Annotated in this window: 17 protein-coding genes; 6 read left to right on the forward strand and 11 right to left on the reverse strand. The window is 63.2% G+C overall.

The window, feature by feature from the left end; all coding sequences use genetic code 11:
• Window positions 1-30: 30 nt before the first annotated feature.
• The 4 genes from mutL to AB5Y54_RS03590 form a co-directional block, all read right to left on the reverse strand.
• On the reverse strand, window positions 31-1,914 hold the full coding sequence (gene mutL / locus AB5Y54_RS03575; protein ID WP_319887060.1) for a DNA mismatch repair endonuclease MutL: 1,884 nt from the start codon (window positions 1,912-1,914) through the stop codon (window positions 31-33).
• 106 nt (window positions 1,915-2,020) lie between these two features.
• On the reverse strand, window positions 2,021-3,571 hold the full coding sequence (locus tag AB5Y54_RS03580; protein WP_134997939.1) for an N-acetylmuramoyl-L-alanine amidase: 1,551 nt from the start codon (window positions 3,569-3,571) through the stop codon (window positions 2,021-2,023).
• Window positions 3,562-4,035 carry a tRNA (adenosine(37)-N6)-threonylcarbamoyltransferase complex ATPase subunit type 1 TsaE gene (tsaE, locus tag AB5Y54_RS03585; RefSeq protein ID WP_029313846.1) on the reverse strand — a complete coding sequence of 158 codons (474 nt, stop codon included), beginning with the start codon at window positions 4,033-4,035 and terminating at the stop codon, window positions 3,562-3,564. The genes AB5Y54_RS03580 and tsaE overlap by 10 nt, the downstream gene beginning before the upstream one ends.
• Window positions 4,036-4,052: 17 nt before the next feature.
• Window positions 4,053-5,555 carry an NAD(P)H-hydrate dehydratase gene (locus AB5Y54_RS03590; protein WP_270835291.1) on the reverse strand — a complete coding sequence of 501 codons (1,503 nt, stop codon included), beginning with the start codon at window positions 5,553-5,555 and terminating at the stop codon, window positions 4,053-4,055.
• Between the two features lie 99 nt (window positions 5,556-5,654).
• On the opposite strand from AB5Y54_RS03590, the gene queG reads away from it, so the two are divergent.
• Both queG and ppgK read left to right on the forward strand, forming a co-directional pair.
• A complete protein-coding gene (gene queG / locus AB5Y54_RS03595; protein ID WP_368153255.1) occupies window positions 5,655-6,809 on the forward strand; it encodes a tRNA epoxyqueuosine(34) reductase QueG in 1,155 nt (384 codons plus the stop codon).
• Between the two features lie 83 nt (window positions 6,810-6,892).
• Complete coding sequence (gene ppgK, locus AB5Y54_RS03600) at window positions 6,893-7,636, forward strand: polyphosphate--glucose phosphotransferase (RefSeq protein WP_010673187.1); 744 nt, start codon at window positions 6,893-6,895, stop codon at window positions 7,634-7,636.
• Window positions 7,637-7,906: 270 nt separating this feature from the next.
• On the opposite strand, the gene AB5Y54_RS03605 is transcribed toward ppgK, so the two are convergent.
• A complete protein-coding gene (locus tag AB5Y54_RS03605) occupies window positions 7,907-8,362 on the reverse strand; it encodes a hypothetical protein (protein ID WP_010673186.1) in 456 nt (151 codons plus the stop codon).
• Between the two features lie 472 nt (window positions 8,363-8,834).
• On the opposite strand from AB5Y54_RS03605, the gene metN reads away from it, so the two are divergent.
• The 4 genes from metN (at window position 8,835) to rfaH (ending at window position 11,939) form a co-directional block, all read left to right on the forward strand.
• Complete coding sequence (gene metN / locus AB5Y54_RS03610) at window positions 8,835-9,878, forward strand: methionine ABC transporter ATP-binding protein MetN (RefSeq protein WP_161470794.1); 1,044 nt, start codon at window positions 8,835-8,837, stop codon at window positions 9,876-9,878.
• Window positions 9,859-10,512 (forward strand): methionine ABC transporter permease, encoded by a 654-nt coding sequence (locus AB5Y54_RS03615; protein ID WP_029313844.1) that lies wholly within the window; start codon window positions 9,859-9,861, stop codon window positions 10,510-10,512. The genes metN and AB5Y54_RS03615 overlap by 20 nt, the downstream gene beginning before the upstream one ends.
• Window positions 10,513-10,540: 28 nt before the next feature.
• The gene (metQ, locus tag AB5Y54_RS03620; protein ID WP_041211129.1) at window positions 10,541-11,341 is read left to right on the forward strand and encodes a methionine ABC transporter substrate-binding lipoprotein MetQ; all 801 of its coding nucleotides are present in this window, start codon (window positions 10,541-10,543) and stop codon (window positions 11,339-11,341) included.
• Window positions 11,342-11,438: 97 nt separating this feature from the next.
• A complete protein-coding gene (gene rfaH / locus AB5Y54_RS03625) occupies window positions 11,439-11,939 on the forward strand; it encodes a transcription/translation regulatory transformer protein RfaH (protein WP_010673182.1) in 501 nt (166 codons plus the stop codon).
• Window positions 11,940-12,106: 167 nt separating this feature from the next.
• Here rfaH and AB5Y54_RS03630 read toward each other — a convergent pair whose 3' ends face one another.
• The 6 genes from AB5Y54_RS03630 to arcB all read right to left on the reverse strand — a co-directional run bounded on the left by AB5Y54_RS03630 (window position 12,107) and on the right by arcB (window position 23,959).
• Complete coding sequence (locus AB5Y54_RS03630) at window positions 12,107-14,083, reverse strand: methyl-accepting chemotaxis protein (protein WP_319857910.1); 1,977 nt, start codon at window positions 14,081-14,083, stop codon at window positions 12,107-12,109.
• A gap of 37 nt (window positions 14,084-14,120) precedes the next feature.
• Window positions 14,121-15,332, reverse strand: a complete 1,212-nt coding sequence (locus AB5Y54_RS03635; RefSeq protein WP_124245406.1) for an EAL domain-containing protein — start codon at window positions 15,330-15,332, stop codon at window positions 14,121-14,123.
• Window positions 15,325-19,599 (reverse strand): transporter substrate-binding domain-containing protein, encoded by a 4,275-nt coding sequence (locus AB5Y54_RS03640; protein ID WP_368153257.1) that lies wholly within the window; start codon window positions 19,597-19,599, stop codon window positions 15,325-15,327. Before AB5Y54_RS03640 ends, AB5Y54_RS03635 begins: the two co-directional genes overlap by 8 nt.
• Window positions 19,600-19,743: 144 nt before the next feature.
• Window positions 19,744-19,947, reverse strand: coding sequence for a hypothetical protein (locus AB5Y54_RS03645; RefSeq protein ID WP_041211124.1), 204 nt, complete (start codon window positions 19,945-19,947; stop codon window positions 19,744-19,746).
• Window positions 19,948-20,240: 293 nt separating this feature from the next.
• Window positions 20,241-21,617 (reverse strand): dGTPase, encoded by a 1,377-nt coding sequence (gene dgt, locus AB5Y54_RS03650; protein ID WP_319890902.1) that lies wholly within the window; start codon window positions 21,615-21,617, stop codon window positions 20,241-20,243.
• A gap of 29 nt (window positions 21,618-21,646) precedes the next feature.
• On the reverse strand, window positions 21,647-23,959 hold the full coding sequence (arcB, locus tag AB5Y54_RS03655; RefSeq protein WP_069784566.1) for an aerobic respiration two-component sensor histidine kinase ArcB: 2,313 nt from the start codon (window positions 23,957-23,959) through the stop codon (window positions 21,647-21,649).
• Window positions 23,960-24,083 lie beyond the last annotated feature (124 nt).

A 24,083-nucleotide genomic window follows, 5' to 3' on the forward strand; every position in this document is an offset into this window, starting at 1 on the left:
CATATGGATGCAACAGACGACGAGACGCCGTCAGTTGCCATCGGCAAACTCGGCCAGCACGTTCGCCAGCGGCAACGGGCGCACCATGCGAACGTCTGCCAGTTGGTCACTGAAATCGGTAACAAGTTCCGTCAGCAACCGGGTGGCAGTGGCAAAATCGTATATTTTTTCGGCACTTATGCCTTGTTCCACCAACCACTGGCATAGTACCCCAGCCTGCGCGTCGGCATCACTGTCAGATCCGCTCTCGACCAGTTGCAACAATTCGGGTAAGAGGCGGGCCAGATCGGTCTGGCGCAGCAGGGCGGGCACCCGAGTCAGGATCATGGTGTCGCGTCCCCCGCTTTTCAACTCCAGCCCCATGCGTTTGAGCAGACGTTCCCGCTCCTCCACCAGGGCGACCAGGTTTTTCGGCAGCTTGAAGGAGACCGGCAGCAACAAAGGCTGGGCCGCCAACCCCTGGCCCCAAGCATCCAGCAGCCAGTGGCGCAACAACAGACGCTCGGCGCGCACCAGGGAGAGCAGCGCCAGCTGCCCCTGACGCTCCATCAGCAGATAGGCCTGCTCGACCAGGCTCAGGGCGCGCCACTCCCCCGTTCGGGCTGGCGTCTCGACGGCACCGCTCTCGGCTACGGGCCGGGATGCCGGCATCGCCACCTCGGGCAGGGTGGTGAGCAAGGCGCCCATGCCTCGCATGGCGGCCCGGCTCGGGGGTTCGGGAGGCTGGTAGTGTCCTCCCCTGCCACCACTGCCTTCCCGCACGCCGTCGCCATCTCGCGCAGGGGCAGGAGCCCGATAGCCGTGTTCGGCACCGTACCACTCGGTGCGCGGCGCCTGACCCGGATAGGTGATCTCCGGGCTGCCCGGCAGCTCGACCTGGGTCTCGGCCAGGGGTGCATCGGTGGCGCTCCCTGCCCCGTCCTGGCGCAGGGCGGTGAACAGCGCCTGGAAGATGAAATCGTGGATGAGACGCGCCTGATGAAAACGCACTTCGTGCTTGGCCGGATGGACGTTGACATCCACCTGGCGGGGATCCAGCTCGATATAGAGCACATAGGCCGCGAAGCGATCGGCGGGCAGCAGCTCGTCATAGGCCTGGCGAATGGCGTGATTGATGAGCTTGTCCCGCATCATGCGGCCATTGACATAGGTGTATTGCAGGTCGTTCTGCGGCCTGGCTCCTGCCGGGGTGGCCAGCCAGCCCCACAACCGCACGTCGCTGTGTTCGCTCGATACCGCCAGGGCATGGTGCATGAAGGGGGAGCCGCAGACGGCGGCAAGGCGACGCTCCTGCTCCGCCACCGTGTTGGCCGCCTTGTACTGGCGCACCACCTTACCGTTGTGACGCAGGATCAGGGTGGCGTCGAAGCGGGAGAGCGCGATGCGGCGCACCAGTTCGTCGATGTGGGCAAATTCGGTCTTTTCGCTGCGCATGAACTTGCGCCGCGCCGGGGTGTTGAAGAAGAGATCCACCACCTCCACCGTGGTGCCCACCGGGTGGGCTGCCGGCTTGACGGTGACGCTCATCTCACGCCCCTGCGCCTCGGCCTGCCAGGCCTCGGTTTGCTCCGCCGTGCGGGAGGTGAAGGTGAGGCGGGAGACGGAGCTGATGGAGGCGAGCGCCTCCCCGCGAAAGCCCAGGCTGTTGATCCCTTCCAGATCGTCCAGGGTCGCCACCTTGGAGGTGGCGTGGCGCGACAGCGCCAGCACCAGCTCATCCCTGGCGACACCGCAGCCGTTGTCACGAATGCGGATAAGCTTGGCGCCTCCCTTGTCGATGTCGATCTCGACCCGGTCGGCCCCCGCATCCAGGCTGTTTTCCACCAGTTCCTTCACCACGGAGGAGGGCCGCTCCACGACCTCACCGGCAGCAATCTGGTTGGCCAGAATCGGCGGCAATATACGGATTGGCATCGCTTGCTCCTGCAGATGAAAAAGGGGAAGAGGTGGACCTGGCGCCATCAACGCTTACCGCCCCTCCCTGCCATCGGCAGAGAAGGGCGGCGTTCTTCAGCCCGCGCTATTTTCGCGGAATATAGAGCACCTGCCCTATCTGGATGTCCCGTGACTTGAGCTTGTTGATCTCCACCAGTCGCGCCTGACTCACCCCATGTTTCTCGGCGAGACGGGAGAGGCTCTGGCCACGGGTGACCACGTGGCGGATCATGTTGGACTTGTCGTTGCTCTGCACGCTGGCAACCGGCGCACTCGGCTCCTGGGCTGCGACCTTGTAAGGTTTGATCACGCCGGCACCGGAGGCGCTGCCGACGCTGCTGACCGGGGCGCCGCCCTCACCAACGCGATAGGGCTCGCTCGCCGGCATCCGGTTGGTCACGACCTGCTGCGTTGGCTGGGCAACCGGCTTGCTGACGGCGACCGGCTTGCTGGCAGGCGCCTGACGCGGCGGGGCGGCAACCTGGCCCTTGCCGGTGAGCATGGGCCCCTTGGTCGGATGGCTGCGGTAATAGTTGCGGATCCCCTCGAAGATGGCCCGGGCCAGCTGATCCTGATAGCTGGCGGTGGCCAGCAGCTTCTCCTCGGCGTGGTTCGAGATAAAGCCCGTCTCCACCAGTACCGAGGGGATGTCCGGCGCCTTCAGCACCGCCAGACTCGCATGTTCCGGCGCCTTCTTGTGCAATCTGGCCACCCGGCCGAGCGAGCGCAGGATCTGGCGGCTGACGTCATAGCCTTCGGCCCTGGACTTGTCCATGGAGAGATCCAGGAAGGTCTGCGCCAGATAGGGGTTGGGATCAGACTCGGCCAATACCTTGCCAACGCCCCCCAGCAGCTCCCCCTGCTTCTCCTGCTTCTCGAGCCAGCTACCCATCTCGCGGTTGGCGCGGTTGGTCGACAGCACCCAGACGGAGGCGCCGCGAGGAGTCGAGTTGTGGAAGCTGTCGGCATGCACCGACACCAGCAGGTCAGCCTTGGCCTTGCGGGCAATCTCGGAGCGTTTGTTGAGATCGACGAAGTAGTCGCCACGGCGGGTCAGCACGGCTCGCATGCCGGGTTCCCGGTCGATGAGGGCCGCCAGCTTCTGGGAGACCGCCAGGGTCACCCGCTTCTCGTAGGTGCGGAGCGGGCCGATGGAGCCCGGGTCTTCCCCACCGTGACCAGGATCGATGGCGATGACGATGGCCTTGCCGTGTCCCCCGACGGGAGCGGGCTGCGCCGCAGCGCTCCCCTTCTCTTCATAGGGAAGATCGATCACCAGACGGTGGCCATAGGGACCCGCCGGCGCCAGCGGGAAGACCACCGGCTTGATGGCAGAGCCGAGATCCAGCACTAGTCGCAGGCCGCCCTTCTCCAGCGGCGTGCTCTCGCGGATCTTGCGCACCAGCTCGCTCTTGTTCTCGATGCGGGCCAGGTTGGTGGCGTTGCTCGCTCCTTTCAGGTCGATGACCAGACGGTTCGGACCGGTCAGGGTGAAGTAGTTGAAATTGGGGGCGCTGCTCATGTCGAGCACCACCCGGGTGTTGTCCGGTGATGGCCACACCCGCACACTCTTGAGCTGATTGGCCCAGGTGGGCAATGCCATCAGGGAGAGAACAAAAACAAGGATCACGCGCACTGAGATGACAACCGTTCCAGAATGGCTTCGCCGATAGCAGTACGGGCATCAATCTGCACCTCGCGCTGCTCGTTTGCATAACTCAGGGTGATCTCGAGATCCGGGGCTGGCAGCCAGCCGTCGCCCTTCTCTGGCCACTCCACCAGGCAGAGGGTATCGGCGGCGAAATAGTCGCGAATGCCCATGAACTCCAGCTCTTCCGGGTCCGCCAGTCGATAGAGATCGAAGTGATAGACCTGCCACTGGGCAAGCTCATAGGGCTCCACCAGGGTATAGGTCGGACTCTTGACCTTGCCCTCATGACCCAGTCCCTGCACCCAGCCTCGGGTCAGGGTGGTTTTGCCGGCCCCGAGGGCACCGTGCAGAAATACCGTGGTGGCCTGTTGGCACGCCTTTGCCAGACGGCCACCCAGCGCCACTGTTGCTGCCTCGTCCGGCAGTGTCATCATCAAGGTTTTTGCCATGTTCTTCTTGTTACTTGTTACTGTGTCGGATTGACCAGACGACGGATCCAGGGCAGCAGATCCGATGCCAGCATGCCCCTCTCACCCTCGGCAGCGGCCAGATCGGCGGCCTCTGCGTGGATCACGGCCCCGAGTCGGGTGGCCATGCCCGCAGACCAGCCCTGAGCCAGAAGGGCGGCGATTATACCAGACAAGAGGTCACCCATGCCGCCACTGGCCATGCCGGGGTTGCCCTCGTCGCACAGGGAAATACGCCTGCCGTCGCAGATGAGCGACCCCGCCCCCTTGAGCAGCACCACGCCACCGTAGCGCTGTTGCAGCCGCGAGACGGCCGCAAACCTGTCCCCCTCGACCTCGGCGATGGTGCAGCCCAGCAGGCGAGCCGCCTCCCCGGGGTGGGGTGTGAGCACCCAATTATCCTGATGACGGGGGGCCTGCGCCAGCCAATTCAATCCATCGGCGTCCAATACCAGTGGCACGGCGGCTCCGATGCCCTGTTCGAACCGGTCCCGGCCCCACTCATCCTGACCGAGCCCGGGGCCCAGTACCTGCACCGATGCCCACCCTTCATCCATGTCCGCCGGGCATCCCATCAGCTCGGGTTGAACCAGGCTGGCCGCAGGGCAATCCGGGTGCTGGCGCAGGCGTACCAATCCCGCCCCCGCCCGCAGACAGGCCTGACCCGCCAGCAGGATGGCCCCCTGCATCCCGAGGTTCCCCCCCGTCAGCAGTACCTTGCCGCTGTGTCCCTTGTGAGCCGAGCGCCTGCGCGGGGTCAGCAACCCCTTGAGGCTGGGATAATCGATCCGCTCGGCAGCGGGAACCCGTTCCTCCCCCGGCGTCACTCCCAGGGGATCCCGGTCGAGGTGGCCGACTCCGTCTACCCCGTCGGCGGTGAGCATGCCCTGCTTGATGCCGATGAAAGTGAGGGTGCGGGTGGCGCGCACCAGTGCGCCCATGGCGCGGCCGGTGTCGGCATTGAGACCGGAGGGGAGATCCACCGCCAGCACGGGCGCGTTCAAGCCATTGATTGTTGCGACGATCTTTGTCATTGACGAGGAGAGGGGAAGCTGGACGCCGGTACCGAGCAGTGCGTCTATGACCAGATCCGGCGGCGGCAGCGTGGCGGGCAGCAGATCCTCGGCCATGGTCACGCTCCCCCCCGATGCGAGCCACTCTTCGGCAGCCCGCCTGGCATCTCCCCTCAGCAGGCCGGGAGCCCGGGCGGCAATCACCAGAGGTTCGAGGCCGATGCGCCGGGCAAGGCGGGCCAGCACGTAGCCATCCCCACCGTTGTTGCCAGGGCCGACGAAGATCCACCACTGGCGGCTGTCGGGCCAGTGGTGACAGGCATAGTTGCACAGCGCATTCCCGGCCCGCTCCATCAGCACATAGAGGGGCAACCCCTCCTGCTCGGCCCAGCGCCGTTCCATGCTGCGGATCTGCTCGGCCCGCCACAGGGGTTGTGCTAGACTCTCCCACTCATTTTTGCGGATAGCGTCCCCGAACACCTCTACCATGACGGCCCCCACGTTTCATCATCCCATGACCCGGCAACTGGCACGCCATATTGCCGCCCTGCGCCTGCCACACTCCTACAGGCAGAGGGGGGATGCTGCATGACGGCTGCCGAACTTGCGCAACTGGCCCACGATATCAAGCTCTGGGCAAGGGAGCTAGGATTTGACCAGGTCGGCATCGCCGACACCGACCTCACCCTGGAAGAGCCAAGGTTGCAGGCCTGGCTGGATGCCGGTTATCACGGGACCATGGACTACATGGCGCGCCACGGCATGATGAGGGCCCGCCCCCACGAGCTGTTGCCGGGCACCTTGCGGGTCATCTCGGTGCGGATGAACTACCTCCCGTTCGAGGCGGGCTTTGCCGCCACCCTGCGCAATCCCACCCTCGGCTACATCAGCCGCTATGCCCTCGGCCGCGACTACCACAAGGTGCTGCGCAACCGGCTCAAACAGTTGGGGGAGCGCATCGAGCTGCGGTGCGAAACCCTGTTGCAGGCGGCGGGACAAACCCTGGGCGAGTGGCGCCCCTTCGTCGACTCGGCCCCTATTCTGGAAAGGCCGCTAGCGGCCAAGGCGGGCCTTGGCTGGGTGGGCAAGCACTCGCTGCTGATCAACGAGTCCGCCGGCTCCTTCTTCTTTCTGGGAGAATTGCTCATCGCCCTGCCGCTGCCCGTGGATACCCCGGTGGAGAAGGAGCTGTGTGGCAAGTGCGTGGCCTGCATCAATATCTGCCCCACCGGTGCCATCATCGCCCCCTATGTGGTAGACGGACGGCGCTGCATCTCCTATCTCACCATCGAGAATGACGGCCCCATTCCCGAGGAGTTCAGGCCGCTCATGGGCAATCGCATCTATGGCTGTGACGACTGCCAGCTCATCTGCCCCTGGAACCGCTATGCGGATGCCAGCCCCGAACCCGATTTCAGCCCCCGCCCCGACCTGCATCGCCCTCCCCTGCTGGTACTGTGGCGCTGGAGCGAAGCCGAATTTCTCAAGCACACGGAAGGCAGCCCCATCCGCCGCATCGGCTATCAGCGCTGGCGCCGCAACCTGGCGGTGGCCCTTGGCAACGGACCGGCCAGCAGCGAGGTCCTGGCCGCCCTGCAACAGGCGCTGCCTGAGGCGGCGCCCATGGTGGCCGAGCATATCGAGTGGGCGCTGGCGACCCTGGCCAGGCGTCAGCAGGAAGAGAATAAAAAGACGCGATTGCTGATCCGCTGCATCGAAAAAGGTCTGCCGGATCACGCATAAGTGATCTGGCCCTTGCCGGATCGCAGCCATTTTTTCATGCTCTGCCGACCATTGAACATCGGCACAATAAAAGGAAGATTCTGATGCAGATGCTGGGAGTAGATATTGGGGGGTCCGGGATCAAGGGCTGCCTGGTCGACACCGAAACCGGGGAGCTGATTGGCGAACGCCACCGCATCGCCACACCGCAACCGGCAACCCCGGCCGCCGTGGCACACACCCTCAAGGCGCTGGTCGAACACTTCCAATGGAAGGGTCCCGTGGGGTGCGGTTTTCCCGCCACCATCCACAACGGCATCGCCAAGAATGCCTCCAACATCGACAAGAGCTGGATTGAGACCGATGCCGCCCACCTGTTTGCCGATGTGACCGGCCTGCCCTGCCATGTCCTGAACGACGCCGATGCGGCCGGTCTGGCGGAGATGCGCTTTGGCACCGGGCAGGATCGCCAGGGCGTCATCATTCTCATCACCGTCGGCACCGGCATCGGTACCGCCGTCTTCGTCAATGGTCAGTTGCTGCCCAATACCGAGCTGGGTCACCTGATGCTGGAAGGCATGGTGGCCGAACACTATTGCTCCGATGCGGTGCGCAAGCGCGAGGATCTTTCCTGGGGCCGCTGGGGCAAACGTTTCAACAAATACCTGGCTCGCCTGGAGTTTCTGTTCTCCCCCGACCTCTTCATCCTGGGGGGCGGCAGCGCCGCCAAGCTCGACAAGTTCATCGACAAGATTGAGACCCGGGCTCCCCTGGTGGCGGCCGCGAACCTCAACCAGGCCGGCATCATAGGCGCCGCCCTCTATGGCGCGGCCCGGCAAGGGGGCTGACCGCCAGCAACATCAGAAGACCCGGCCCGTGCCGCAATGCTGTTCAGATAAGCACTTTTTTGACTGATTATTCATAAATTGGATTTGAGTTGAGGGGGCAAGGCTGTGTCCAGTCGATCTTCCTCCAGCCTTTATCCAGCGGGGCTTGCAATAGAAAGAGGGAGGCATCATGCCTCCCTCGATTTTTTGTCCTGATACTACGTGGACTGGAACTCAAATTCTCTTAAGTGAACAGCATTGCGGCCCGTGCCGGGTCTCTCTCATCCGGGCTCAGAGATCGTCGAGGCGATGAGCACCGTGTACCAGACGGGTCAGGCGGGATTGGGCCATGGAGGCCAGGGCTTTCAGCAGCGCCGCCGTGTCGGGCGTGGGGCACTCCCGGGCCAGACGTTCCAGCTCGCCGATGAGCCTCTCCTCCTGGCGTGACACCAGGGCCACTATCTCCGCGGGCTGGGTTGTGGCGGGCAGTGCCAGACGATCCCCCTCGGCCAGCAGATCCTCGCCAAATCCCTGATCCAGCCAGGTCTCCTTCACCGCGCTTCCCATCTGCTCGCGATAATCGTGCAGATGAGCCGCCGCGGCATCCTCCCGCCCTTGCAAATAGGCCAGCAACATCCTGCTGCGCTCAGCATCCACCCGGGGGATCTGGCGCCCGTAAATGTGCCCTTGCCGATGATGAAGCTCCTCGAGATAGAGCATCAGGTCCTTGATCTGTTGGAATCGCATCTCGCCTCCCTCCTGGCATCTACCTGCAGCCAGTATAGGGAGCTGGCATGTCGACACGGCCACGAACTGGTCATTTATTGTTCTGCATCAAGGAGATGGAAAAGAAAACAGAAAAAGAGACGGCAGGAGGAAGGGGAAACCGGCAGCGATGCTGCCCGGACGACCGGGTACCTTGTCCGAAGGGGAGACATCAAATCGACGACATAAAAGATATTTACCAGCTTATATTCGGACCAATGTCATCAAATCGGAATCTTATATTGATACTGGTGGTTATACCTCCACACCATAGTCAAATGGCGGGAATCCTTATCCATTTTTTAGACGTCTAGACGTAAAAACATGCGTTGACACAGCCATCCGGACATCTTAGCATCATCCTCCATGATGACAGAGCTACCCAGTGAAACCTCTGCCCAATTTACCCGCCTGTAGCGCCCTGTGCTTTAAGGCTGTTAGCACGGAAGAATCCATGATTAAGTTGATCGGTCTCAACAAAGTCTACGGTAAAGGCAGTGATGCCGTGCACGCCCTGCGTGACGTGAGCCTGCATGTGCCCCAAGGCAAGATCTTCGGGGTGATCGGTGCCTCCGGTGCCGGCAAGAGTACCCTCATCCGCTGCGTCAACCTGCTGGAGCGCCCCACCGAGGGGCAGGTCATCGTCGATGGCCAGGACCTGGTCGCCCTCAGCGAGCGGGATCTGACTCAGGCTCGCCGCCAGATCGGCATGATCTTCCAGCACTTCAACCTGCTGGCCTCTCGCACCGTCTCCGCCAACATCGCCTTCCCGCTGGAGCTGGCGGGCTGGAGCAAGGACAAGATCCAGAGCCGGGTCAGCGAACTGCTGGCCCTGGTCGGGCTGGAAGCCCGTGCCCACGCCTATCCGTCCGAGCTCTCCGGCGGGCAGAAGCAGCGCGTCGCCATCGCCCGTGCCCTGGCACCGGCTCCCAAGGTCCTGCTGTGTGACGAGGCCACCTCGGCCCTCGACCCGCAGACCACCCGCTCGATCCTGACCCTGCTCAAGGAGATCAACGTCAAGCTGGGGCTCACCATACTGCTCATCACCCACGAAATGGACGTGGTGAAGGGGATCTGCGACGAAGTGGCCATCATCAGCGACGGCCATCTCATCGAGCAGGGGGAAGTGGCCTGGTTCTTCAGCAATGCAAAGACCCAGCTGGCCCGGGATTTCATCCACTCCACCATCCACCTGGAAGTGCCCCAGGAGTATCAGGATCGGATGAGTAGCGACCGGGTGCCCGGCAGCTATCCCCTGGTGAAGCTCGGCTTTACCGGGACCACGGTGGATTCGCCGCTGATTTCCGAGGCGAGCCGCCGTTTCAACATCGACATCAGCATCCTGAGCGCAGACATCGAATACGCCGGTGGCGTCAAGTTCGGCTTCCTGCTGGCGGAACTGTTCGGGGACGAGGCCCAGTGCGAGGCCACCCAGCAGTTCCTCATCGACAACCACATTCAGCTGGAGGTAATGGGTTATGTCCGAAGCAATGATTAATCTGCTGATTTCGGCTCTGGGCGACACCCTCATCATGGTGTTTGCCTCCGCCCTGTTCGGCTGCCTGCTCGGCCTGCCGCTCGGCGTGGCGCTGCACGTGACCAAGGCGGGCCAGATCCTGGCCAATCCGCTGCTCAACAAGGTCCTGGGCGTCATCGTCAACGTCGGTCGCTCGGTGCCCTTCATCATTCTGCTGGTCGCCATCATTCCGTTGACCCGCTTCATCGTCGGCACCAGCATCGGCACCATCGCCGCCATCGTGCCGCTGACCGTGGGCTGTATTCCCTTCATCGCCCGCCTGGTGGAAGGGGCCCTGATGGAGGTGCCTGACGGCCTGCTGGAAGCGGCCAAGGCCATGGGGGCCAAACCCCTGCAAATCATCGCCAAGGTGCTGCTGCCCGAGGCCCTGCCGGGGATCCTCAACAGTGTCATCATCACCCTCGTCACCCTGGTGAACTACTCCGCCATGGCAGGTGCCATCGGAGGCGGTGGTCTCGGTGATGTGGGTATTCGCTACGGCTACCAGCGTTTCGATCCCACCGTCATGCTGGTCACCGTGGTCATTCTGGTGGTGCTGGTTCAACTCATCCAGAGCGCGGGTGAGCGCCTGGTCAAACAATGTGATCATCGTTAATCGTCGATTTCTGACAGGAGGTTTTTTTATGAAATTGGGCATCAAATCCGCAGCAGCTGCGCTGCTGGCAACCCTGGTACTGGTCGGTTGCGGCCAGAAGGAAGAGAACAAGACCCTGAAGGTGGGCGCCATCGCCGGTCCCGAGACCGAGCTGGTTGAGACCGCGGCCAAGGTTGCCAAGGAAAAATACGGCCTGACCGTCGAAGTGGTCACCTTCTCCGACTACGTCACCCCGAACGTGGCCCTGAACGACGGCAGCGTCGACGTCAACGCCTTCCAGCACAAGCCCTACCTGGATGCCCAGATCCGTGATCGCGGCTTCAAGCTGGTGCCGGTCGGCAACACCTTCGTCTACCCGATCGCCGGTTACTCCAAGAAGGTCAAGGCCCTGTCCGAGCTGAAAGACGGTGCCCAGATCGCAGTGCCGAACGATCCGACCAACCTGGGTCGTTCCCTGATCCTGCTGGAGAAGCAGGGCCTGCTGACGCTGAAAGAGGGTGCCGGTCTGGAAGCGACCGTACTGGACATCGCCAGCAACCCGCGCAACTTCAAGATCGTCGAGCTGGAAGCCGCACAACTGCCGCGCTCCCTGGAAGACGTGGATCTGGCCATCATCAACAACACCTTCGCCGGTCAGATTGGTCTGACCCCGACCGAGAACGGCCTGTTTGTCGAAGACAAGGAGTCCCCCTACGTCAACCTGATCGTTGCTCGCGAGAACAACAAGGACGACGAGAAGGTCAAGGAGTTCGTCCAGTCCTTCCAGACCGACGAGGTCTTCAAGAAGGGGACCGAGCTGTTCAAGGGCGGTCTGGTGAAAGGTTGGTAATCACTCACTCTGGAAAAAAGGCCACGTCAAGCGTGGCCTTTTTTTTTACCCCCGTTATGATAGCCGCAAGCACGGCAACACGAAAAACAGAACAACAATGAAGAAATGGTATCTGGCCTACTGCAAACCCAAGGAAGAGGCCCGCGCCCGCGCCCACCTGGCAGCCCAGGGCGTTGAATCCTATTACCCCATGGTCGAGATTGAAAAACTGCGGCGAGGCAAGCGCGTGCCCCAGCGCGAGCCCATGTTCCCCAACTATCTCTTCATCTACGTGGATCTGGAAGAGGTCACCCCGGTCACCCTGAAATCGACCCGGGGCATCAGTCGCATCATCCACTTCGGCAAGGAGTGGACCCCCGTCAGCAGCCAGCTGATCTACCGGCTCATGAGCCGGGACGACAGCGACGAGGCGCGCGCCAGCTATGCCCGTCTGCCGACCCAGGGAGACAAGGTACTTATCGAATCCGGTCCCCTCGCCGGGTTTGAAGCCATCTATCTGGAGCCGGATGGCGAAAAGCGGGCCATCCTGCTGGTCAACCTGCTCAACCAGGAGACCTGCAGCAGCTTCGAAAACCAGGCCTTCCGCCGCCTGGAGTGACCCGTCCTGTCGGCAGAAAGAGCCACAGGGCAGTACACAAGACACCATCCCCCTGCTTCCGAACGGTCAGGACCGCACCTGCGTCGTGCATCCTTCCACCACCAGGTTTTCGGGCCGAAAAAAACGGGGCAGACCCAGAGGTCTGCCCCGTTTTTCTCTCCCTTGCGTCAGGCATCCAGTTCGAAGCGGCTGATGGCCGATGTCAGTCTCCCCGTCTCCCGGGTCAGGCGGGCGGCGATCTGCTCCCCCTGCTGGCCATGCTCGCTGGACTGATGGCTGAGCCCGGCAATCTCCTCCACCGTGCCCGCCACCTCCTGCGCCGCCCTTGACTGCTGCTCGGTGGCGGTGGCGATGGCGGCAAGCTGGCCGCTGAGATCCTGCACCAGCGTCGCCATCGACTCCAGGGTCTCGGTCACCGAGGCCACGGCGCCGCGCCCCTGCTCCACCAGCAGGGTGCCGCTGCCCACGGTATCCGCGGTCTCCCGGGTTTGCTGCTGGATGCTGGCAATGGTCTGGTTGATCTCCATGGTCGATGCGCTGGTGCGGCTGGCCAACTGCCTCACTTCATCGGCCACCACGGCAAATCCCCGTCCCTGCTCACCGGCCCGCGCCGCCTCGATGGCCGCATTGAGTGCCAGCAGATTGGTCTGCTCGGCGATGGTGGCGATCACTTCGGTGACCCTCCCCACCTGCTCGCTCTGGCTGCTGAGCTGCGTCATCGCCTGGTTTGCCTGGGCAATCATGGCACCAATCTGCGCCATGGTGGTCCCCATGCGGGCGAGGGCCTGCTCTCCCTCCCTTGCCTGTTGCTCGGTCTGGCGAGCCGCTCCCGCCGCGTCCGCAATGTTGCCCGCCACATCCCGGGTACTGACCGACATCTGCTCGATGGCGGCTGCCACCGCATCGAGCCGCTGATTCTGGCTTGCCAGATCATCCACGATGGCATTGGTGGTCTCGCCCACCTCGCGGCCAGCCCCCTCCACCTGACCGACCGCCCCCTGGATCTCCCCCACCAGCTCGCGCAACTGTGCCGACATCCGATTGATGGAGCCCGTGAGCCCTCCCAGCTCATCCTGACGAAGCACGGGCAAGGGGGTGACGGGGAGGCGGCCATCGGCCACCAGGCCCGCCCGTTTCACCAGGCTGGCGATGTCCCGGGTCAGGCGTCGGCTGAACAGCAGGGCCACCAGGGTGCCCAGCAGGATGACGCTGGTGGTGGCCAGCAGCAGGGTGCGGTGAATGGTCTGACTGGCGGCCGCCATCTCCCCCGCCATCTTGTCCACCTCGGCACGGGTATGGGTCACCTGGGTCGCCAGCTGATCCGCCAGCCGGGTCAGGGCGGGCTCTATCTCGGTGGCCATCAGGTGGTTGGCCCTGTCCCAGTCCGGGGCCTGGCGCTTCTCTATCACCTGGCCGACCAGCTCGGCAAAGGGGGCTGACATCTCTTCAAAGAGCGTCCAGAGCCCCTTTTGTGCCTCGGTGAAGTTGGCCTCTTGCTGCTTCAGCTCGGCCACCCGCTGCTGGTGGAACTGGTAGTAGTCCCGGTACTTGTCCAGGTACTCCTTCTCCCCCGAGATGAGGAAATCCCGCAGGGCGGAGAGCGCATTGCCCAGGCTGTTGTAGGCATCCCCCACCTGCTTGAGCAGCAGGCGCCTGTCACCGGGCAACGTCGCCTGGGGCGTCGCCACCTCTTCATTGGCAAAAGACTGCAACTGATCGAGGGCCGATTCCGCCAGGGGGCCGGCCTCGAGCAGCATCAGGGTGTGGGCGGGCAGGTTCTCTTCGGTGTGAGCCAGGGCCCACACCTGTGACTGTGCCCCCTTGAAATCCTTGAGTGCCCGGGTCAGGTCGGGGGTGAAACGCTGGCGATCGATGGCGTGCCAGGCCTCTTCCCACTCCTGCTTGATGCGATCACCCTGTGCCGGATCCTTGCCGAGGATGAGATAGGCCCGCAGGGATGAAACGGTGGCAATCAGGGCTTTCTGGCTCGCCTCGTCCCGCTGCAGGGCGGGCAGGGCCTGGGCCAGCAAGGCATCTTGCGAGCCTTCGATCCGGCCGAGCTGATGATAGACAAGGGCGGAGGAGAGAATGATGAGCAGGTTGATAAAACAGAAGCTCAACAACAACTTGCTTGATATTTTCATGGCCATCCTTGGAATTCGTCGGGCATCCTGCCCGGGATTAGCGTCTGATGAGCGCGGGCAAACGAGCCCGCCAACCCTGATGCCATCCCATCAGCTCCTCGCGGGGCATGGGACGGGCGGAGAAGAAGCCCTGGCATTGATCGCACCCCAGCTTCGCCAGCAATTGCCAGGTCGCCTCATCTTCGACCCCCTCGGCCACCGATTTCAAGCCCAACTTGCGAGCCAGCTCGATGCTGGACTCGATGATGGCTAGGCGAGAGGGATCTTCATAGCAGCGATCCACGAAGGATCTGTCCAGTTTCAACTCGGTAAAGGGGAGCAGGGCGAGCTGCTGCATGGAGGAGTAGCCGGTCCCGAAATCATCGATGGAGAGACCAAAACCGTGCATCCGCAAGCGGGTCAGCACCTCCAGCGACTTGCCGAGATCCTTGACGAAGGCGCTCTCGGTCACTTCGAGGGTGATGAGCTCGGGGTTGATGCTCCAGCGCTGGCAGTGGCTGAGCAGGGTGTTGCACAGATCCCCCTCGATGAGGGAGGTGGTGGAGAGGTTCATCGACAGGTTCAGGGAGAGCCCGGTCTTCTCCCACAGGTGGCCGTCCCGCAGCGCCTTGCCGATGATCACCTCGGTGAGCGGGTCGATGAGCCCGTTGTGCTCCGCCAGCGGGATGAAACGGGCTGGCGAGATGAGGCCATATTCGGGGTGCTGCCAGCGGGCAAGCGCCTCCATGCCGAGCCACTCCCCGTTGTGAAAACCCACCTTGGGTTGATACCAGGGCAGCAACTGGTCCTGATCCAGCGCCCGGCGCAGCTCATCCAGGGTCAGGTGATAACCATCCTCCTCCTGGCTGCGTACCTGCTGGGGCCGCCAGGCACCGATGAGCTGCGCGATCTGCTGGGGAGACGCGGGTTTCTCGATGCGCCCCAGCACCTGCAGGCCATAGGCCCGGCTCATGCGCAGCACGGCATCGACCACGTCATCCTCCAGGGCGCTGCACAGCACAATGCCGCCGCGGAACCCGCCAAGGGAGAGGCGGCGCAGCAGCGCCATGCCATCCATGCCCGGCATGCGCAGATCGCAGAACAGGATGTCGACCCTGTGGTGCTGGCACTGTGCCAGCGCCTCCTCCCCGTCCTGCGCCTCCAGCAGGTTGCCGTAGCCCAGTCCGCGGATCTGGTGCATCAGGGCCTTGCGCTGGAAGTTGTGATCCTCCACCACCATGATCGCCAACTCATGCCGTGCGCTATTCATCGAGCCATAACCCCGTTTCACCTCTGATAGAGTCCATCAATGCCTGTACCGCCCTGGCCAGGTCATCGAGCTTGTCCAGTTGTTTCAATCTGGCCGCCGCCTCCAGCCGGGCCGCCTCCTCTGCCAATGCCTGCTGTCCTACCATGCGCGCGGCCCCCTTGATGCGATGTGCCGTCTCCACCAGCGCCTGGGTATCCTGGCTGGCCAGCGCCAGCCTCATGTCCTCGCCATCCTGCTCGTTGGCGTCCAGGTATTCGCTGGCCATGCTGCGTGCCACCGCCTCATCCCCGAACAGGGTCAACCAGCTTATGCCTGGCAGCTGAACCCTGGCTTGCCGGGGCGCCTCCGAAGCGAGCTGTTCTTCCTGAGTCGGCAACCAGCGTCCCAGGGTCTGGCTCAGGGCATCCAGACTGTAGGGCTTGAACAGCATGTCGTTCATGCCGGCATCACGCATCTGCTGGCTCGCCTCCTCAGAGGTATCGGCCGTCACCCCGATAATGGGAGCTCTGTCCCCGGCATCCCGCAAGGCTCGCGTGAGGGCATAGCCATCCATCACCGGCATGTGGCAGTCGGTCAGCAGCAGGGCGAAATCCTGCCCCTGCCAGGCGCGCAGCGCCTCCTCGCCATCTTCCACCACCTCGGACTCGAGCCCCAGGATAGCGAGCTGCCTCGTCAGCAATGCCCGGTTGACGGGGTGATCATCGGCCACCAGCACCCGCCCCCTGAGCTTCTCCCCCTCCATCCCCATCGACTGGCTCGCCTGCTGGTTGAACAGTGACTGGCAGGTTTCCAGCAACAGATCGGGGTAGAGGGGCGATTGTCCCAGTCGCCACCAGGCGTTGCCCCCCATGCGCCCCCGCAGGGCCTCATGGGGAGAGAGTACTATGCCCTTGAGGTTCGAACGCTGCAAACAGGCCAGCCAGTCACTGCCAAGGGCCTGCTCCAGGTGATTCTCCTGCGCCAGCAGATGCCCCTCGAGGGGCTGCTGCCAATGGTGTGCCTCCATGCGTACCAGTCTGGCGCCCAGCCTGGCCATCACCGATTCCAGCCCCTCATCCTCCCCAAACCACCACCATACCTGACCGGTCAGAGGCGGCGCTTCCCACTGGCACTCGGCCAGGGGCAGCGTGAAGGTCACGCAGGTGCCCATTCCGGGGGTACTCTCCAGGGTCAGGCTCCCCCCCATTTTCTGGGTGAGTTGATGACAGATGGCCAGCCCGAGCCCGGTGCCGCCAAACCGGCGGTTGGTGTCGGACTCCACCTGCTTGAACGGGATGAAGAGGGTGCGCTGCTGCTCCAGGGCGATGCCGATCCCGGTATCCCGGACCCGGAAGGCCAGCCGGTCGTCTTCATAATCCACCTGGATGGCGATCGCCCCCGCCTCGGTGAACTTCACCGCGTTGTTCAACAGGTTGGAGATCACCTGCCCCACCCTTATCCCGTCGATGCAGGCCAGATCCGGCACCGTCTTCCCCCACCGCAGCGTCACGTTGAGCCCCTTGCCATAGGCCAGGGCCGCATGTCCCCGGATGACATCGCAAATCACCGAGGTCAGGCGGCAGTGATGGGGGTGCAGTTGCAACTGCCCGGCTTCCATCTTGGAGAAGTCCAGGATGTCGTTCACCAGATAGAGCAGATGGTTGGTGGAGGTCGAGATATTGCGCAACATGTAGCGCTGATCGTCGTCCAGCGCGCTCATTTGCAGCAGCTCCAGCATGCCGTGCATGCCGGAGATGGGAGTGCGAAGCTCATGACTCATGGTGGCGAGGAAGCGGCTGCGCGCCTGGGTCGCCTCCTCCGCCACCCGCCTGGCCTGGCGCAGCTCCAGCTCCTGGCGCTTGAGCTTGGTGATGTCCTGCACCACGCCGTTCAATATGACCCCTTCAAGCCCCTCCTGGTGAACGAAGTGACCACGGATCTGCAAATAGCCCGCCTCCCCCTGGCGCCGGATCTCCACCTCGAGATCCAGCGGCTGCATGCTCAGGGCATGACGATCCACCGTGGCCACGAAGTCCTCGTGCGCCTTGCCTGTCAGCCCCAGGATGGAGGCACCGGTGACCGCCATGCCGACCAGGTCCTCTTCGACCCCCACCATCTCCCTGACCCCTTGCGAGGTGTAGAGGAAGTGCCCCTTGCCCGGCCCAAGCCAGTGATACTGATAGACCAGACCCGGCATGCTGTCGGTGATCTGGGTCAGCCGGGTCTGCGCCTCCTGGGCCGCAAACCGCGCCTGCTCCAGCTCGGTCACGTCGGTCAGCACGGTCAGGATCCCGAGTCGCTTGTCATCGGGCCCCGCAAAGAGCCGCTTGGTGTAGATCATCTGGTGCAGGCGATCGTCATCAAACCGGATCTCGCCCCGGCCATGAAGCTCCTCTCCGCTCTCCCAGACGCTGGCATCCTCCTCCATCACCCTGGCGCGGATCGACTCGGGCAATCGATCCTGAAGCAACCGCTCATAGGAGCCCGTCAAGTTCTCCCCGCCGAGGAACATCTGCCGATACGCCCGGTTCGTCATTGCCACTTCATAGCGCTCGTTGGTCAGCACCACCTGGTTGGGCAGGGCATCCAACATCATCTGGACAAACATCAACTGCTCCTCGAGCCGCCGCTCGGCCTCCCGCCGCTGGCTGATCTGGCGGCGCAACGTCCGGTTCCAGCCCATGAACAGCAAGAGGCAGAGCAGGAAGATGCCGCCGCCGAGGGAGGACCAGAGCAGCACCGTCTTCGGATCCAGTCCCGTCTGTATGGTCAGGGAGAGCCACTTTTTCTCGAGGGCGGAGAGCTCGTCGGGGGGAATGGCGATCAGCACCTTGGTGAGGATCTGCTGCAGCATGGGGTCTTGCAACTGGGTCGCCATGGCGATGGGTACCCGCAGGTCGCTGCCGGAGAAGACCACCTGGTAGCGGTCGCTGAATCCCTTTTGCAGCGACTGCTCCAGGGTGGTGGTGCTCATCAGCACATAGTCGACCTTCTGCTGGTCCAGCAGGGGCAGCAATTCGGCATCGCTGGCCACCGGCACGGCGATGGCCCCCACCTCGTTCAGCAAGACCTGCTCCACCGAGCCCCCTACCATGCCCACCCTGTGCCCTTTCAGTGCCCTGGCGGCGGTGAGCTCGGCCATCCCCTGCCTCGCCACGACCACCCGGTTGATCGACGCGTAGTTGGGGGTAAACCGGGCAAACTGCTGACGCTCCGCGGTGGGAGTCATGGCCGGGATGAGATCCAGCTTGCGATCCTGGAAGAGCGCCATGCTCTGGGCCCAGCTCCGGGTCGGCACCAGGGTGAACTGAAGCCCGGCACGCTGGCTCATCAGTGTCAGCAGATCGGCAATGAGCCCCTTGAGCCGCCCCCTGTCGTCCACCTCGCTCATCCCGGGCCAATCCGGGGCAACCCCGTAGCGGATGACCGGATGTGCTTGCAACCACGCCTGCTCCTGCGGATTGAAGACGATCTCCCTGCTCCTTTTCACCAGGGCATAGTCGAGGATATCCCCCGCCTCCAGAATGGCGCGACGCTCGAGGGGAGAGATATCCTCGAGGGCCCGCTCCAGCAATCCCTGCAAGACATCATTCCTGGGCGCCACGGCCATGGCGAGGGAGGTATCCCTCATCCAGTCGATCCTGGCCAGCGCCATGCCCGCCATGGCTTGCAGCCTGTTCAGCATGGGCAGCTCGGCCAGGTAGGCATCCGCCTTGCCCTCCTTGAGCATGAAGATCGCCTCGTCCCGGCTGTCGGCCGTGATCAGGTTCGAGATCCCAAGGCGCAGCAGCTCATCGCAGGCGCTGACACCGAAGACGCAGACCCAGCGCACCCCATAGGCCTCCTCCAGGGAGAGGCTCTCCCGCCCCCCCGTCAGCAGCACGGCGCGGGGCAGTGCCATCAGCTCGGAGGTAAATTGCATCTGCAGGGTGCGGGTCGGGCTCGGTGCCACCCCGATCAACATGTCGACCTTGCCATCCAGCAAGGCCTGCTGGACCGCCGCATTGTTGGCATAGGCACGGTAGCGAAGGCTCACCCCCAGCCTGGCTGCAATCTGGGAGGCGAACTCATCCAGGGGGCCGGTGAAGTTGCCGCGCCCATCGGTATAGACATAGGGTGGCCAGGCCGCCGAAGGCATGCCGACGACCAGTTCATCATGGGTGGCAAGCCAGTGCAATTCGTCCAGGGTGAAGTTGCTCTGGTCCAGTTGCGCCGGCGCAGCCGCAACCATCAGGCTCCAGAAAGCCAGACCACATAGCAGGATGAGACGACAGCAGCGGCGGAACATTATCAACTCCCATACGAAACGGAGGGGGATCATAGAGTGTTTGGCGCAATGTGCGACAACTAAATTGAGACAATGCTCATCAGGAAAGAAAAATGGCAGGCCCAGGCCTGCCATCCACCAGGTCGGGGGCCGGGCCCCCTCCCCTCAGGTTATTCGGTTCCCGAGCCGGAAACCGGTTTGAAACTCCCGCTCACGGATATGGGCGATCTGCACTTCCTTACCTTCCAGCCCGATGTCTTTGAGCAGGGCAGGCGAAAGATGCAGGTAGCTGACGCGACGCTCCAGCCGGGTGATCCTTTTTTGAACCAGGGTCTCTACGTGGCGCAGCAGGGCGAGTTCGATAGACATAATATTCTCCAGTTGAACGTGCGGTTCCCCCGGAGAGAGGTGATCACCCTGCGGGACAACCGCGGGTGATGAAAAAAGCAGGTGTTACCTGTCCCCTCCACGCGGCAAATAAAGAGCACGAGTCTTCGCGCTGCCAGAGCAGCGATCGAACGCAACGTTGAACATGGAATGTTGCATGGTCGTCTCCTTACCGTGTGAAAGTTGAACAAGTTGCCGCAGTGTAAAAAAACACCGAATTTTACGCAATATCTCTCCCACCCATATGGGTGGAATGCGGCCAAAAAGAGGTTCAGTCAAATCCCTGACAACAGCCGGAACTCCTCCAGCGCATAGGTATCCGTCATGCCGCTCACATAATCGAGCAGCAGCCGCACCCGGTAGTACCACTCCTGCTCGCTCTCCTTTTCGAAACGGGGATCCCGGCTCGCCACCGCCAGCCGGTACGCCTTGAGGTGGCGGGCAGAGAGGCGGTGGAACAGCCGCCGGGCAAAGAAGAGCTCGCTCCCGCCGTTGCCTGCGAGCAGCCGCTCGAACTGGCTGGCTGGCAGGGCCAGCAGGCAGGCGTAGGTGGAGAGCACCCCGCGCAGGGCGGCATAGCCTTCCAGCTCCAGCGCCTCCACCTCCGGGCGCATGAACACCAGCTCGCGAGCCACCCGCTTGAGGGTATCGAGTACCCGGGCTGCCGGAGCCTGACCGTGCAGCAGCGCCTGGGGATAGGCCCCGCTCAGGATCTGATCGTGCTCGGCCACATAGGTATGGGCGGCCAGCGCCACCAGATCCCGGGTCAGATGCTGGCGAAAATGGGGGAAGAACCCCCGACCGGAGGCAAGCGCCTCATCGAGCAGGTCGGCCATGTAACCGCCCTCGTCCGCATCGCGCAGAGCTACCAGCAGCTCGATCTGGGTGAGGATGCGCCTGTCCACCGCATCCTCGAGATCGGCGATGCAGTAAGAGATGTCGTCCGCCGCCTCCATGATGTAGACCAGCGGATGACGGCACCCCTCGGCCAGCCCCAGGCTCTGGCCGAGGGCACGATAGAGGGGTTGTTCGCTGAAGAAGATGCCGCGCTTGCTGGTCCAGCCGTGGTGCTGACCATAGCCCTGGGGATGGTGCAATCCCCGCAGGGGCTGCTGCGGGTATTTGCACAGCGCCGCCAGCTGCCCCAGGGTGAGGTTCAGCTCATGGAGGCTGTGTACCAGTCGCAGGCTCTGGGCATTGCCGTCAAACACCAGCAGATCCTGGCGAAGGGTTGCCCACTGGGGGCTCGGCAACTGGTCGTGGGCACGGGCGAAGAGGCCGTCCAGCTCCTGGGCAAGCCACTGACTCATCACCTGCTCGCCGAAATGGCCAAACGGCGGGTTGCCGACATCGTGCAACAGGCAGGACATCTCCACCAGATTGATGAAGGCCCCCTCGCACACCACTCCGGCCGGCAGCGCCGCCAGGATGCGGCGACTGATCTGGCGACCAGTCTCCTGCACCTCCAACGAATGGGTGAGACGGCTGCGCACCGAGGCTTTCACATCGAGCGGGAAGACCTGGGTCTTCTGCTGCAACCGACGCACCGGCGCCGCCTGCACGATGCGGGTGCGGTCCTGCTCCGTCGCCTCCAGCAGGTCTTCGTCTCCCCAGGGGTGAATGCGCTCGGGGGGGATCAAACGGTCATACATGTCGTGGCTCCTTGCCTGAGGCGTCGTGTCTACGAGAGCAGCCAGCGCCGCAGGCGGGCGATGTCACCCGGGTATTCCCGGCGCAGGGTTTCAATCCAGTCTTCCACGTTCTCCCACCAGGCGGGGTGATCCGGGCTCTGGATAAGCTGGGCCGTCTGCTGCAACCGGCGCAGGCCGATGGAGCCCGCCGCCCCCTTGATCTTGTGGGCCTCCTCCACCACACCGGCCTGATCCCTGGCAATCATGTTGGAGTCGAGCACTGCCATGTAGTCCGGCATCATCTTCTCGAACAGCTCGACGCTGGAGAGCAGCACCGGCTTGCCGACCGTGCTGGCGTAATCGGTGAGGAAGGGCAGATCCAGCAGGGCATCCTGATGGTGGACATCGTCCTGCTCGTCCGCCTCGTCCCCGGCAAGATCCGCAAACAGGTGGCCTATCACCTCCCGCACCGCCTTGGAGCCCAGCGGCTTGTTGATCACATCCTGCATGCCGTGATCCCGGTAGTACTGGCGATCGCCGGTGGCATTGGCGGTGAGCGCCACCATGGGGGGCAGGCTGTCGCCGTAGCGCGCGAGCAGTTGCTCCGCCACATCGAACCCCGTCATGTCCGGCAACTGGATGTCGAGCAGGATCAAGTCGAAATCATCCGGGTTGGCCATGGCCAGCGCCTCTGCACCATCCCGCGCCACCTTGACCTGATGGCCGAGCTTGTTCAGCAGGGCGCAGGCCACGGTCACGTTGAGCTCCACATCCTCCACCAGCAGGATGTCGAGGGAGGGCATCTCGGGCTCCGGGGCCGCGGCCCTGGGCTCGACGCAGTCCACCTCCAGCTCGGCGGTGAAGCAGGCGCCTTCGCCCGGGTCGCTGTCCACATAGAGTTGACCACCCATGGCCTGCACCAGTTGGCGGGAGACCGCAAGACCGATGCCGGTACCGGTGGCGTGTTTCTTGCCCTGCACCTGATAGTACATGGCGAAGATCTTCTCCTGCTGGGCACGGGGAATGCCCACCCCGGTGTCTTCCACCTCGAAGTGCAGCGCCAGTTTGCCCGGTTCATCAGCGGCGTGGGCGAGACAGCGTATGGTGACGCCCCCTTCATCGGTGAACTTGACCGCATTGCCCACCAGGTTCCACAGCACCTGACGCAGCCGGGTGCCGTCCGCCATCACGAACTGGGGCATGTCGCCGTCCCGGTCGAAGTGCAGGTAGAGCCCCTTCTGCTCCGCCTGGATGCGCGACAGCGTCTCCAGCTCGTCGAGGAAGGCGGGCAAATCCAGCGGAGCCGGCGCAATCTCCAGCCGACGACGGTCGAGCTTGTCCAGATCGATGATGTCGTTGAAGATGTTGCCGAGCGTCACCGCGCTCAGGTGGATGGTCTTGAGCTGCTGCTGCTGTCTGGCATCGAGGGGCGTATCCATCAGCATCCGGCTTAAGCCGACGATGCCATTGAGCGGGGTGCGCAGCTCGTGGCTGATGGTGGAGATGAAGGTGGTCTTGTCCCGACTCGCCTTCTCCAGCTTGTCCTGATACTGCTTGCGCTCGGTGATGTCGCGACCAAAGCCGAGCAGGCCGAGCCGCTTGCCGAAGCGGTCGAAGAAGGGCACCTTGCGCAGCTCGAAGTAGGCCTTGCGGCCATCGGGATACTCCAGCCACTGCTCATAGGTGAGCGGCTCGTTCTGGGCGAAGACCTGCTTGTCGGTCTCCACCACCTTGCTGGCGATGTCGTGCTTGTAGACATCGAACGGGGTCAGGCCGATGAGTTCCGCTTCCACCTTGCCGGTGAGCTCCTCCATGGCGCGGTTGCAACCGGAGAACTGCTCGTCCTCGTTGCGGTAATAGACCAGATCGGGGGAGCAGTCGATGAAGGAGCGCAAGAGGGCGGTACGCTCCCCCAGATGCAGCTGGGCCTTCTCCCGCTGGAACACTTCGTTCTCGAGATCCTCGATGGCTTGCTGGCGCAGGGTCTCGGCCCGGTTGGTCTCGGCGATCTGGGCGTTGAGCCGGCTGATGTTCTCCTGCAACTGGCTGTTGAGCTCGAGATCCCGTTCGCGCATGTCTTGCAACTTGCGCACCATCCGGGTCAGCCGCTGGCGGGAGTCCTCCAGCTGATCCACCACGATGGAGAGAAAATAGACGGCCCAGGGGGTCACCAGCAGACCGAAGAAGACAGAGCGCACCAGGTCGACGATGTCCACGGTGCCGCGCAAAAACAGGGTCACCCCCATCTGGATCGACACGGCCAGCACTATGATGGCGGTGGCCAGGAACATGCTGAAGCGCACCAGTCCCAGCTTGGTCATCAGGTCGACGTAATATTGCGCCCAGGATTTGATCTGCTTCATCTCGTTGTTTTCTCCCCTTTTCTTGCGCAAACAGGATACCAGTACGGCGCCATGAACTCTTGTCCGTCGCGTATTCAATTATTGATTAACGTCACACTCCGGCTGGGGTAGTATGCCTGCCATG

Origin of the sequence: Aeromonas sp. s9 (assembly GCF_040907765.1) — a bacterium.
In the GTDB taxonomy this organism is placed as follows: Bacteria; Pseudomonadota; Gammaproteobacteria; order Enterobacterales; family Aeromonadaceae; genus Aeromonas; species Aeromonas caviae.

What these genes read in the sequence shown, in the direction of transcription:
- mutL (WP_319887060.1), bottom strand. Translation starts at nt 1,914, where the DNA reads ATGCCAATCCGTATATTGCCGCCGATTCTGGCCAACCAGATTGCTGCC.
- tsaE (WP_029313846.1), bottom strand. Translation starts at nt 4,035, where the DNA reads ATGGCAAAAACCTTGATGATGACACTGCCGGACGAGGCAGCAACAGTG.
- AB5Y54_RS03590 (WP_270835291.1), bottom strand. Translation starts at nt 5,555, where the DNA reads ATGGTAGAGGTGTTCGGGGACGCTATCCGCAAAAATGAGTGGGAGAGT.
- queG (WP_368153255.1), top strand. Translation starts at nt 5,655, where the DNA reads ATGACGGCTGCCGAACTTGCGCAACTGGCCCACGATATCAAGCTCTGG.
- ppgK (WP_010673187.1), top strand. Translation starts at nt 6,893, where the DNA reads ATGCAGATGCTGGGAGTAGATATTGGGGGGTCCGGGATCAAGGGCTGC.
- AB5Y54_RS03605 (WP_010673186.1), bottom strand. Translation starts at nt 8,362, where the DNA reads ATGCGATTCCAACAGATCAAGGACCTGATGCTCTATCTCGAGGAGCTT.
- metN (WP_161470794.1), top strand. Translation starts at nt 8,835, where the DNA reads ATGATTAAGTTGATCGGTCTCAACAAAGTCTACGGTAAAGGCAGTGAT.
- AB5Y54_RS03615 (WP_029313844.1), top strand. Translation starts at nt 9,859, where the DNA reads ATGTCCGAAGCAATGATTAATCTGCTGATTTCGGCTCTGGGCGACACC.
- metQ (WP_041211129.1), top strand. Translation starts at nt 10,541, where the DNA reads ATGAAATTGGGCATCAAATCCGCAGCAGCTGCGCTGCTGGCAACCCTG.
- rfaH (WP_010673182.1), top strand. Translation starts at nt 11,439, where the DNA reads ATGAAGAAATGGTATCTGGCCTACTGCAAACCCAAGGAAGAGGCCCGC.
- AB5Y54_RS03630 (WP_319857910.1), bottom strand. Translation starts at nt 14,083, where the DNA reads ATGAAAATATCAAGCAAGTTGTTGTTGAGCTTCTGTTTTATCAACCTG.
- AB5Y54_RS03635 (WP_124245406.1), bottom strand. Translation starts at nt 15,332, where the DNA reads ATGAATAGCGCACGGCATGAGTTGGCGATCATGGTGGTGGAGGATCAC.
- AB5Y54_RS03640 (WP_368153257.1), bottom strand. Translation starts at nt 19,599, where the DNA reads ATGTTCCGCCGCTGCTGTCGTCTCATCCTGCTATGTGGTCTGGCTTTC.
- AB5Y54_RS03645 (WP_041211124.1), bottom strand. Translation starts at nt 19,947, where the DNA reads ATGTCTATCGAACTCGCCCTGCTGCGCCACGTAGAGACCCTGGTTCAA.
- dgt (WP_319890902.1), bottom strand. Translation starts at nt 21,617, where the DNA reads ATGTATGACCGTTTGATCCCCCCCGAGCGCATTCACCCCTGGGGAGAC.
- arcB (WP_069784566.1), bottom strand. Translation starts at nt 23,959, where the DNA reads ATGAAGCAGATCAAATCCTGGGCGCAATATTACGTCGACCTGATGACC.